At 67.7% G+C, this 10578-nt stretch carries 10 protein-coding genes and 2 pseudogenes; 5 read left to right on the top strand and 7 right to left on the bottom strand.

Annotation, left to right across the window (positions count from 1 at the left end):
• A pseudogene (locus tag H504_RS42160) lies at positions 1–512 on the bottom strand (hypothetical protein); the annotation flags it as partial.
• Here H504_RS42160 and H504_RS40525 point away from each other — a divergent pair.
• Positions 468–959, top strand: a pseudogene (locus H504_RS40525) (FAD-linked oxidase C-terminal domain-containing protein); the annotation flags it as partial. The pseudogenes H504_RS42160 and H504_RS40525 overlap by 45 nt on opposite strands.
• A 63-nt stretch (positions 960–1022) precedes the next feature.
• Positions 1023–1376, top strand: a complete 354-nt coding sequence (locus H504_RS0125800; protein ID WP_026425136.1) for a hypothetical protein — start codon at positions 1023–1025, stop codon at positions 1374–1376.
• A 246-nt stretch (positions 1377–1622) separates the two neighbouring features.
• Here H504_RS0125800 and H504_RS37020 read toward each other — a convergent pair whose 3' ends face one another.
• The 3 genes from H504_RS37020 to H504_RS0125785 all read right to left on the bottom strand — a co-directional run bounded on the left by H504_RS37020 (position 1623) and on the right by H504_RS0125785 (position 3623).
• Positions 1623–2123: a DUF4232 domain-containing protein gene (locus H504_RS37020; RefSeq protein ID WP_051386273.1), complete on the bottom strand. Its 501-nt coding sequence runs from the start codon at positions 2121–2123 to the stop codon at positions 1623–1625.
• Between the two features lie 70 nt (positions 2124–2193).
• Positions 2194–2838 (bottom strand): gamma-glutamylcyclotransferase family protein, encoded by a 645-nt coding sequence (locus H504_RS43330; RefSeq protein ID WP_245614460.1) that lies wholly within the window; start codon positions 2836–2838, stop codon positions 2194–2196.
• Positions 2839–3236: 398 nt separating this feature from the next.
• Positions 3237–3623: a winged helix-turn-helix transcriptional regulator gene (locus H504_RS0125785; protein ID WP_026425135.1), complete on the bottom strand. Its 387-nt coding sequence runs from the start codon at positions 3621–3623 to the stop codon at positions 3237–3239.
• Positions 3624–3745: 122 nt separating this feature from the next.
• Here H504_RS0125785 and H504_RS0125780 point away from each other — a divergent pair, with 122 nt between their 5' ends.
• Positions 3746–4597, top strand: a complete 852-nt coding sequence (locus H504_RS0125780) for an SDR family oxidoreductase (protein ID WP_026425134.1) — start codon at positions 3746–3748, stop codon at positions 4595–4597.
• A gap of 122 nt (positions 4598–4719) precedes the next feature.
• Here the strand turns inward: H504_RS0125780 and H504_RS37010 are convergent, their stop codons facing one another.
• Both H504_RS37010 and H504_RS0125770 read right to left on the bottom strand, forming a co-directional pair.
• Positions 4720–5298, bottom strand: coding sequence for a PadR family transcriptional regulator (locus H504_RS37010; protein ID WP_051386272.1), 579 nt, complete (start codon positions 5296–5298; stop codon positions 4720–4722).
• A gap of 105 nt (positions 5299–5403) precedes the next feature.
• Complete coding sequence (locus H504_RS0125770) at positions 5404–7035, bottom strand: long-chain fatty acid--CoA ligase (protein ID WP_026425133.1); 1632 nt, start codon at positions 7033–7035, stop codon at positions 5404–5406.
• A 382-nt stretch (positions 7036–7417) separates the two neighbouring features.
• Here H504_RS0125770 and mihF point away from each other — a divergent pair, with 382 nt between their 5' ends.
• Positions 7418–7729, top strand: coding sequence for an integration host factor, actinobacterial type (mihF, locus tag H504_RS0125765; protein WP_026425132.1), 312 nt, complete (start codon positions 7418–7420; stop codon positions 7727–7729).
• 121 nt (positions 7730–7850) lie between these two features.
• Positions 7851–8987, top strand: a complete 1137-nt coding sequence (locus tag H504_RS0125760; RefSeq protein ID WP_026425131.1) for an isochorismate synthase — start codon at positions 7851–7853, stop codon at positions 8985–8987.
• A gap of 351 nt (positions 8988–9338) precedes the next feature.
• Here H504_RS0125760 and H504_RS0125755 read toward each other — a convergent pair.
• Positions 9339–10578, bottom strand: a 1240-nt coding sequence (locus tag H504_RS0125755) for an AMP-dependent synthetase/ligase (RefSeq protein WP_026425130.1), incomplete at its 5' end; no start/stop codon positions are given.

The raw sequence follows: 10578 nt of genomic DNA, 5'->3' as shown, positions 1-10578 counted from the left end.
ACGATGCCCGTCTTCCCGACGATGCCCGTCTTCCCGACGATGCCCGTCTTCCCGACGATGCCCGTCTTCCCGACGATGCCCGTCTTCCCGACGATCTCGACCTCTCCGCCCACCATGTCTCTGGCGATGCCCGCCTCAACCATCTCGACTTCTCCGCGCACCACGTCTCTGGCAACGCCTGCCTTCCCGACCCTCCCGACTTCTCCACCCACCGCGTCCCCGGCGACGCCCGCCTCCCCAACACCCCTTGCGCCGACATCCACGACCCCGGCTCTCGCGACAGCCGCTTGTCCGATGGCTCCCGTACCAGCGCCGCCGCCGACGTCGATCCCCGCCACAGCTCTCCCCTTGGCGCAGGCAGCCATTCCCGCGAGGGTGTCCGCCTTGGCGGCGGCGATGGCCGGCACCGCGAAAGTGCCCGCCTCGGTGGCGATGCCCAGTCTCGTGCGGGTGCCCGGTCGTTCGGTGGTGTTGTCCGGCTTGGTGTGCGCGCGGGCGAGGCCTGGCGTCACGGTCGATTCGCGGGCCCGCGTCAGCGCGATGCGCTGATGGATATCGGCATGTGTGTGGAGACCCTGGAAACCGCCACCTACTGGTCGCAGTTGCACGCTCTGCGTGACGCCGTGCGCGGCGCGCTCATCACCTCCCTCACCGCTCCGGGCAGGCGCCCGGTGGTGGCCTGCCACATCTCGCACTCGTATGAGACCGGGGCCTCGCTGTACTTCACCACTCTCGTCCCGCGTGACCCCGACGATCCGGTGGGCCAGTGGCGGCGCGCGAAGCACGCTGCCTGCGAGGCGATCCTCGGTCTGGGCACTATCACCCACCATCACGCCACCGGGGTCGACCACGCCCCCTACCTGCCCGCGGAGATCGGCCCGTTGGGCGTTGACGTTCTGCGTGCGGTCAAGTCCTCCCTCGATCCGTCCGGTGTCCTCAACCCCGGCAAGCTGATCTGACCCGCTGACATCTGGCGACAGCGGGGGCTGGCCCCCGCGTCGCCCATCGACGAAGCTCTCGGCATGAGTGCACAGCCGGACCCGCTCGCCCAGATCACCCTGTCACCGCGCGCGTTCGCGGCGGTGCTCGCCGCGATCGCGTTGGTGACCGGGCTGGTCCTGGCCATCGTGCCGGTGACCGTGGCCCACCCCGCCAACGACGCGTCCGTGGCCTGCGGCAACACCTTCGGTGGGGTCGAGACCACGGCGCTCACCGAGGCACTCGGCACACCCGAGCGTCAAGAGGTCGTCACCTACATCGACATGTGCGAGCGCGCCATCGGCAACCGCGGCGACTACGCCACCACCCTGTTCTTCGGCGGCCTGATCGGCATCCTCATCCTCGGTGTGGTGCGCAGACGCGACCCGAACCAGTAGGTCCCGAAGATCGGATGGTTTACCCACCGCCGAGTGCGGGTAGAAAATATCTACCAGCGGAGCCAGATGGACGTGACGCATCCATCGGGGTCGCTGCCGTGGGAATGCTCCCACAGGGGATCGGGGTGGTGGGGTGTCACCGACTGAGACGGCATCGGTGACACCCCACTCTGTCCAGGCACAACCCAGCCCCAGGCAACCCAGCGCCAGGCAACCCTGCCCAAGCAGACGCCGGCCCCGCAGACCTCAGTCGGCGGCCGGGAAGTAGGCGCTGTGGTCGATTAAGCCGCCCTGGCAGACCGGGCCGAACTCGAATCTCACGGTGACGGCGCGGTCGGAGCCGGGCGGGGTGACCAGTAAGCCCGCGGACGGCGGCTGGCACTGGTCCGGTTCGCCCTCGCCCGGGATGACGGTCCAGTGGATCGTTTTGTCGGCAGCGGCGCCGGGTGCGAGCACGACCCGCGCCGGAGTGGGCGGGATGTGCGTGGTGCGGGTCGGGTTCGGCCTGCCCGCGGCGTTGATCAGGCGCAGTGTGCCGTAGCCGTTGAGCGTGCACGGTTTCGTGCCGGTGTTGCGCACGCGCAGGGTCGCGTATCGTTGGCCCGCGCCCGGGTCGACATCGCGGATCTCGCCCGCGAGGTGGTCGGCCGAGCAGGTCGGGACGGAGCCGTTCTGGTCGAGTGGAGCGGGCGCCGGGTGCGCCAGGCCCGCGGTCAGCGCGAGCGCGCTGAACAGTGTCCCCCACATGGAATTCCCCCTTCGTTCTGCCGAATTTGTATCAGCTCGGCAAGATCCGTTGGGGTGCAACGGAAGCAGTTCACCCCATTGGGGGCCATGCTTCGGCCAAGGCGACCATTCCATCCGTCGAGGCGGTCCAAACGTAGGTCCACGCGACGGTCTTATCGCTCAGGGCTACTCGTACGCGCGCGTAGTCTTCGCCTTCATATTCATCGAGTTCGGCGAAGTCGGCACCCGCGCGTAGCTGAACCACTGTCCCGGTGACGGTGGACGCGCGGCCCAGAGCCAAGGCTGGGTAACCGAACCCGGTGTCATAGAGGGAGCCTGCCAGTCGTGCCGCGCGCGGAGAGCCAACAGTGTGTGGTGCCAACAGGTGCCAGTGTGAATGTCCCGGCTGCAGGGTGCCGTAGACGAACAGGGAACCCGGGTAGTCGCTAGCGCAGGGAGCCCCAGCTACCACATCCACCTCAAGACCGTCGCCGCGCGCGGGCTCACCCACCATGCCTACCGCCGCTGCCTGGGGTACATCCACACACCGCACGGGCGAGCCGTTGACCAGTAAGGGTTTCCGGGCGACGGACAAGCCGACGTAAGAGAGCACGCGTTCCATCACCGCGCCGCTGTCAGTTAGCGTTACCCGTCCCGATGACACCCGCGCCAACCTGTACCGCTCGCCGCGTCCCTCGCACTCGTCGAGCACGGTCACTTGCTCGGGCGTCAGCATCAGCACGGCGTGGTCCTCGACAACGCCAGGCATCGCAGCCAGCACAACGGGTCGTTGGTCGTCCACGACTCTGAGCCCTGCCGCCCACACCGCCGCGAGACCCTCGCATCGCGCGCGAAGAACTACCACAGGTCCGTCTAGTTCAAGGGTCGACCGCAACCAAGCAAGTTTCGATGGGCACGGGTTAGATCCGTAGGACAACACCGGAACCCGTTGGGACATCGGATGGCCACCGCGTTCTGCGAGCCATACATTAAGGTCGGTACCACCTACGCGCCAACCGGACAGCGCGGTCTGGTCCGCCGAAATCTCGCAGCCGCCGTCGTCGTGCACGTAAGAGAACGGCGGGCGCGCGCCCGGGTACGGTAAGGCGGAGTAGTCGGCGTCGATGAACGATGTCACCGCGCCGTCTTGCGCTCGTCGTAAGTGGCCTGCGCCGCGAGGATGCCGGCGGTGTTCGACTCAATCAGCACATAGAGCCCACGAACTTGCTCGGCAATGGGAGTTCCGAGCACCGTGAGGGAATAGTCGACTCGTGGCGGTATCACCGGATGCACCTCGCGGTGCACCAGGCCGTCCCGTTCCAGCGATTGCAAAGTCTGCGCGAGCATCTTCTCGCTCACCCCGCCGACCCGGCGGCGTAGTTCGCTGAACCGGAATGTCCCGTCGAGCAGCACCCCGAGCACCAGGACGCCCCACCGGCTGGCGATGTGCTCCATGACCGCGCGGCCTGGGCAGTTGCGGTCGAACACGTCGAAGGATGTGTCCTGCGCCATCTCGGTCATCCTGTGCCCCCTTCCCAACTGGACTCTTTCGTCCAGGTAAGTATAGGACGCCCAGGTAGGTACTTACCAGAAGTTAGTACAGCTCATACGGTGAGCTCACCATTGTGATGAGGGAGGACCACATGACCATCCTGGTGACCGGGGCGACCGGACATCTCGGCGGCCTCGCCGTGCGGCACCTGCTCGACCGCGTGCCCGCAGGTGCGCTCGCCGTCTCCGTCCGCGACACCACCAAGGCCGCTGACCTGGCCGAACGCGGCATCGATGTGCGTCAGGGCGACTTCACCAAGCCCGAGTCGCTGCGGTTCGACGGCGTCGACACGTTGCTCTTGGTCTCCGCCGACGGTCCCGACGACGTTCGCGTGGTCGCGCAGAAGGCCGCCGTTGACGCTGCCGCGCGCGCCGGGGTCAAGCGCATCGCGTACACGAGCGTGTCAGATGCCTCGGTCTCCCCCCTCGGCCTTGCCAAGGTGCACGCGGCTACCGAGGAACACATCAAGGCCAGCGGGGTGCCATACACGTTCCTGCGCAACGCGATGTACCACGAAAACTACCTGGGCACCCTGCCGCAGTCGCTGGAGCGCGGCACGCATGTCACCGCTACCGGTACCGGCCGTATCGCCTCCGTCGGGCGCGACGACCTGGCCCTGGCTGCCGCGATCGTTGTCACCACCGACGGTCACGAGAACGCCACCTACGAGCTGACCGGCGCCCGTGCCTGGAGCTTCGACGAGCTCGCGGCAATCGCCGCCGAGGTCACCGGTAAGCCGCTCAAGCACGTGAGCGTGCCCGGATCAGAACTCCAAGCGGGTCTGCTGGGGGCGGGACTTCCGGAGTTCCTCGCCGAGTTGTTCACCGACATCCAGGTCAACATCGCGCGCGGCACGCTCGCCGAGGTTCGCCCAGACCTGGCCCGGTTGATCGGTCGCGAGCCGGTCTCGATCGAGCAGGCTGTGCGGGACGCGCTGGTTTAAACCGCCTTCCGGTAAGGCATGCTGCGCGGGCGGCCGATAGCGGTCACCGGCATATGGAGCCTCCCGGGTACCAGAGGTCGTAGGAGCCCCCGCGCACACGCGCCGTGTCGCGGGGGTTCCGCTTAGTCGTTGTCGTGTCGCTTGTGCACGTTGGACTGGAGTTCTTCCATGAACTCGGTCCAGAACCGCTCCACACAACGTTCAATGCGGATGCCCAGCTCCAACGACTTCACCTGCCAACGGTCCGCGTGGCCGGAGATCTGGTTGTACAGCGCCATATAACCGTCCGCGGTGGCCTTGTGCGACTCGCGGCGCGCACGCGCCAGGTTGGCCAAGTGGTCCTCTTCGGCGAAGGTGGCGAAGAACAGCTTCAGCAACCCGAGGTCGCGCACTTCCGTCTGCTCGGGCGTTGGCGCGGCCAACCACTCGCGTAGCGCTTCCTTGCCCTTCTCGGTAATCGAGTAAGTGCGGCGCCTGCGTCCGCCTTCTTCTTCGGCGGCGCTGAGCAGCCCGGCCTCCACCAACCGCGCGGGCTCGTCGTAGAGCTGAGAGTGCGCGAAGGCCCAGAAGTTGCCGATGGTGTACCCGACCCGCTGCTTCAAGTCGTAGCTGGTGGCCGGTCCGTGCGCGAGCATCCCCAGCACCACGAAGGACGTGGCGCTGAGCTTGCGGTCACGAGGTTCGGGGGGCAGGGCGAGCACCTCCTGGCACAGTGGGACCTCCAGACCCTACCCACCAGGGTGAACCGCTGTCCCCGATCGGCGGTACCCGGGACGCCGGGTGGGCGTCCCGGGACGGCGACCGGCTCAATCGAGGTGCTTGACGTCGAGCCCGCCTTGTGCGTGCGCGGCCCGGATCACTTTCTTGTCGAACTTCCCGACGCTGGTCTTGGGCACTTCCCCGATGAACACCCAGTTCTCCGGCAACTGCCAGCGGGCCACCTTGGCGGACAGGAACTCCCGCAACTGCTCGGCCGTCACTTCCGTGCCAGGGCGCAGCACCACGGCGACCAGCGGCCGCTCACCCCACTTCTCATCCGGCACACCGACCACGGCGGCCTCGGCGACCGCCGGGTGTCCCATCACGTGGTTCTCCAGCTCCACCGAGGAAATCCACTCGCCACCGGACTTGATGACGTCCTTGGAACGGTCCGTGAGCGTCAGGAAACCGTCCGCGGTGATGGTGCCGACGTCCCCGGTGCGCAGCCAGCCGTCGACGAACTTCCCCACGTCCTCCGGTTCCGGTTTGTAGTACGCGCCCGCGATCCACGGTCCGCGCACTTCCAGCTCGCCGACACTCTCGCCGTCCCAGGGGACCTCGTTGCCGTCGTCATCGATCAGTCGCGCGGTAACCCCGGCGGGTAGCCGTCCTTGCGTGTACCGGTACTGCCAGGTGTCTTCGTCCGACAGCCCTACCGGGGGGCGACAGAGCGTCCCGAGCGGAGAGGTCTCGGTCATCCCCCACGCGTGCACGATGTAAGTGCCGTACGCCTCCGAGAACTTGTGCATCATCGAAGGAGGACAGGCCGCGCCGCCGACGACGACCTCGCGGAACGACGACATGTCGACGGGGTTGTCGTCCAGGTACGCCAGCACGCCCTGCCAGATCGTCGGCACGGCGGCAGACTGCGTCGGTTTGAGCGTGGCGATCATCTGCGCCAACGGCTCCGGCTGTAAGAACCGGTCCGGCATGACCAGTTCCGCGCCCGTCATGAACGCCGCGTACGGGATGCCCCAGGACATCGCGTGGAACTGCGGGACGATCACGAGTGTGCGGTCGGAAGAGGAGATGTTCATCCCATCCGGCATGCACACCTGCATCGAGTGCAGCCAGATCGACCTGTGTGAGTAAACGACGCCCTTGGGGTTACCGGTTGTGCCTGACGTGTAACACATCGCGGCCGCGGTCCGTTCGTCCACATCGGGCCAGTCGAACTCGTCGGACGCGCTCGCGAGTAGATCCGCGTAGGAGTGCACGATGATGTGGTCCGGCGCCGTTAACGCCTCCGTAGGACCGTTGGCGACGATGACATGCCGCACGGTAGGACAACCGGGCAGCACCTTCGACAGCAGCGGCGCGATAGAGGCGTCCACGATGATGGCGTGGTCTTCGGCGTGGTTGACGATGTAGGTCAACTGCTCCGGGAACAACCGCACGTTCAGCGTGTGCAGCACCGCCCCCATCGCGGGCACCGCCAGGTACGCGGTGAGGTGTTCCTCGTTGTTCCACATGAACGTGCCGACCCGCTGGTCGCCGGTCACCCCGAGCCCGCGCAGGGCGTTCGCCAGGCGCGCGGCCCGGGTTCCCACCTCGGCGAACGTGGCCGACCGGCCCGCGGTACCGGTCCACGTGGTCACGGTGGTCGTGGCGTGGACCTTCGCGCCGTGGCGCAACAGGGTGCCGATGGTCAGGCTGCCGTCCTGCATCGTGCTCAACATGGGCGACTCCCTCGGGGACGTCGTGGCGAAATCGGGACCCCGACCTACCTACCAGACTTACTGGCCGGTAGTCGGTGACGATAGTGCGTCGAAGTCGGCGGCGACACGGTCCGACTCCGTCCAATCTGGCTAGTTGATCATGCTGTCACGCTGCGTCGCCGGGCGGACCGCGGCGCGCTCCGCAGGACCTTTGCGCGTGTCGGGGGTATGTTGCCCTGCGAGGTGTCGTTTACTGGTGAAAGGCATTCGGCCCCCGGGTCGCACGGTGAGGCCGGGGCGGGCCACACGATCCGCTTCGGTGACCGTCGGTAGCCGTAATGCCCATGAACCAAGGCTGACCCGCCGCTGCCGCGGCCGGGTGAAGAGGGAAAGGAACAGCACGTTGGCTCTGCCCACGTTGACTCCAGAGCAGCGCGCCGATGCGCTCGCCAAGGCTGCCGAGGCCCGCAAGGCCCGGTCCGAGCTGCTGGCGCAGATCAAGTCCGGTGAGCGGACCATCGCGTCGGTGCTCGGCAAGGCCAAGGATGACAAGACCATCGGCAAGACGAAGGTCGCCGCACTGCTCAAAGCCGTGCCGGGTCTCGGCGCGGTGAAGGTCGCCGCGCTGCTCGAGCAGGCCGGGATCGACCCCGACCGCCGGGCCGCTGGCCTCGGTGACCGCCAGCGCACCGCGCTCATCGACGCGCTCAACTAGTTCGACCGCGAAGCCGCTGAGGGGTGCCCACCAGGGCGCCCACCAGCGGCTTCGTCATGCGTGGGCAAGGCCATACGGCCACCGCCGGGTCCGGCGGGACGCGGCTGGGCATGATGGGGGCATGGATGGTGACGCCGCCGCTGCCCGGCTCGTCGAGGAGTACCGCCCCGGGTCGTTCCTGCTCGCAGGCCCGTCCGACACGGTCGCTGCCACCGGCACCGCGGCCGTGGTCACCGAGACCGACCCGGACGAGCTCGCCGCCCAGGTCACCAAGCAGCTCATCGACACGAGCACGCCGCTCGCGGTCGGCGCCCTGCCGTTCGACCCGACCGCGCGGGCGCACATCGTCATCCCGGCCTCGGTACAGCGTGCGGGCAGCATCCACCCGTACCGCCCCACCGGTCCAGCGTGGACACCGACATCACCCCAGGTGACCGGCAGTCCCGACGCGGCGGGCTACCGCCGCGCCGTGGCCGCCGCCGTCAGCGCGCTAAGAGCCGACGACGGCCTCCGCAAAGTCGTACTGGCCCGCCTACTGCGCCTCACCTACGACGAGCCCGTTCTCGTTGGCCAACTGCTACCTGGCCTCGCCGCGGTAAACCCACTCGGTTATACCTTCGCGACACCACTACCCGCGGGTGAAACCCTCTTCGGCGCCACACCGGAGTTGCTGCTGGACCGCCGCGGCCTCCGGATCGTCTCCAACCCACTCGCGGGCTCGCTCCCCCGCGGGGGTGATCCTTCCACCGATCGGGCGAACGCCGCGGCACTACTGGCGTCGACGAAAAACCAGGGCGAACACCGGGTCGTCATCGAGACCGTGGTGGAAGCGCTCCGCCCGTTCTGCCGCCACCTGACCGTCCCGAACGGACCGTCCCTGGTGAGCACACCGACGATGTGGCACCTGTCCACCCGCGTCGAAGGCGAACTGATCGACCCGGAAGTCTCCTCGCTGCGCCTCGCCGCCGCGCTGCACCCGACCCCGGCCATCTGCGGCTCACCCCGCGCGGCCGCCCGTGCTGCCATCGCTGAGCTGGAACCGTTTGATCGCGGCTTCTTCAGTGGTGTTGTGGGGTGGTGCACTGCTGACGGTGATGGTCAATGGGTGGTGGCCATCCGGAGCGCGAAAGTTCGCGGCCATGAGATGGAACTGTTCGCGGGCGCGGGAATCATGCCGGACTCCGATCCGGACGCTGAACTGGACGAGACGCAGGCGAAGTTCCGGACGTTGCTGCGGGCGTTGTCGTTGCCGGGGTGACGGCTGGTTGCCCTGGGGCAACCTCGCCTGGGGACTGCTTGTCGCCTTCGGCGACGCCGCTGGATTGCGCCAGATAAATGCGGGGTGCCCGTTGTGGTGAAGTTGTTTTGTTCGGGGCCCCTAGCGGCGGCCTGGGTAAGGCTAAAAGGCGGGGCCGCTGGAAAGACGTGGCCTTCCCCGCCAGCCGGCTTAGGCCACCGCCTCCCCCAAACAAAACAACTCCACCCCAGCGGGCGGTTGGGATCGGCGGGTTTCGAGGCGCGCGGGGCGGGTGTGGGGCTTCGCTGATGGGGTCTTGGGGTGGCGTGAGGTGTGGGGCGGGGGTGTTGTTCGCGTCGAGGTTTTGGGGGGTTATGAGTAGAGGGCTTCGACCTCGGTTTGGAAGTCGTGGAGGATGATGCGGCGTTTGAGTTTGAGGGAGGGGGTGAGGTGGCCGGTTTCGGGGGTGAACTCGGTGGTGAGGATGCGGAACTTGCGGACCGACTCGGCCTTGGAGACGGCTGAGTTGCCGTCGTCGACGGCTTTTTGGATTTCGGCGATGAGGGTGGGGTCGTCGATGAGGTCGGTGATGGTGGCGTCGGCGGGTTTGCCGACGGTCGACTTCCAGTAGGTGAAGTAGGCCGGGTCGATGGTGATGAGGGCGGCGATGTACTTGCGGCCGTCGCCGACGACCATGGCCTGGCCGACCAGGGGGTGGGCGGCGATGCGGTCCTCGATGACGGCGGGGGCGACGTTCTTCCCGCCGCTGGTGACCAGGATTTCCTTCTTCCGGCCGGTGATCTTCAGGTAGCCGTCGGGGTCGAGTTCGCCGAGGTCGCCGGTGTGGAACCAGCCGTCGCCGTCCACCACGTCGGCGGTGGCGGTGTCGTTGTTCCAGTAGCGCCTGAAGACCTGGCCGCCCTTGAGGAGGACCTCGCCGTCGTCGGCGATGTGCACCGTGGTGCCCGGCAGCGGCCAGCCGACGGTGCCGGGGCGCAGGTGGGACGGGGTGTTGACGGCGGCGGCGGCCGTGGTCTCGGTCAGGCCGTAGCCCTCCAGGACGACCAGCCCGGCGCCCCGGTAGAAGTGGGTCAACCGGGCGCCGAGCGCGGCGCCGCCGGAGATCGCGTACTTGATGCGACCCCCCATGGCGGTGCGCAGTTTGCGGTACACGAGCAGGTCGAACAGGGTGTGCTTGAGCCGCGTCCCCAGCCCGACCTTCCCGTCGGCCTCGCTGTAGGCGATGGCGGTCGCGGCGGCGGCGTCGAAGATCTTGCCCTTGCCGCCCGCGTGCGCGTTCTGCCGGGCGCCGTTGTAGACCTTGTCCAGCACGTACGGCACGGACAGGATGAACGTCGGTTTGAACGCGGCCATGTCCGCCATGACCTGCTTGACCTCGCCGGTGTGGCCCATGGTGCAGCGGGCGAACACGCAGCCGACCTCGACCATGCGGCCGAACACGTGCGCCACCGGCAGGAACAGCAGCGTCGACGGGGCCTCCGCCATGCCCCGGCCGTGGAACAGCTCCGCCAGGACCTCGGCGCCGTAGCCGCACTCGGCGTAGAAGTTGTTGTGCGTCAGCACGCAGCCCTTGGGTTGGCCGGTGGTGCCG

It is taken from the genome of Actinokineospora inagensis DSM 44258, from assembly GCF_000482865.1.
Taxonomy (GTDB): domain Bacteria; phylum Actinomycetota; class Actinomycetes; order Mycobacteriales; family Pseudonocardiaceae; genus Actinokineospora; species Actinokineospora inagensis.
This window is presented reverse-complemented; position numbering and strand designations above follow the sequence as displayed.

Bases quoted from the DNA above. Each gene is read 5' to 3' on its own strand.
- H504_RS0125785 (WP_026425135.1), bottom strand. From the start codon at position 3,623: ATGACCGAGATGGCGCAGGACACATCCTTCGACGTGTTCGACCGCAAC.
- H504_RS43330 (WP_245614460.1), bottom strand. From the start codon at position 2,838: ATGCTGACGCCCGAGCAAGTGACCGTGCTCGACGAGTGCGAGGGACGC.
- H504_RS0125800 (WP_026425136.1), top strand. From the start codon at position 1,023: ATGAGTGCACAGCCGGACCCGCTCGCCCAGATCACCCTGTCACCGCGC.
- H504_RS0125770 (WP_026425133.1), bottom strand. From the start codon at position 7,035: ATGTTGAGCACGATGCAGGACGGCAGCCTGACCATCGGCACCCTGTTG.
- H504_RS0125780 (WP_026425134.1), top strand. From the start codon at position 3,746: ATGACCATCCTGGTGACCGGGGCGACCGGACATCTCGGCGGCCTCGCC.
- H504_RS37020 (WP_051386273.1), bottom strand. From the start codon at position 2,123: ATGTGGGGGACACTGTTCAGCGCGCTCGCGCTGACCGCGGGCCTGGCG.
- H504_RS0125760 (WP_026425131.1), top strand. From the start codon at position 7,851: ATGGATGGTGACGCCGCCGCTGCCCGGCTCGTCGAGGAGTACCGCCCC.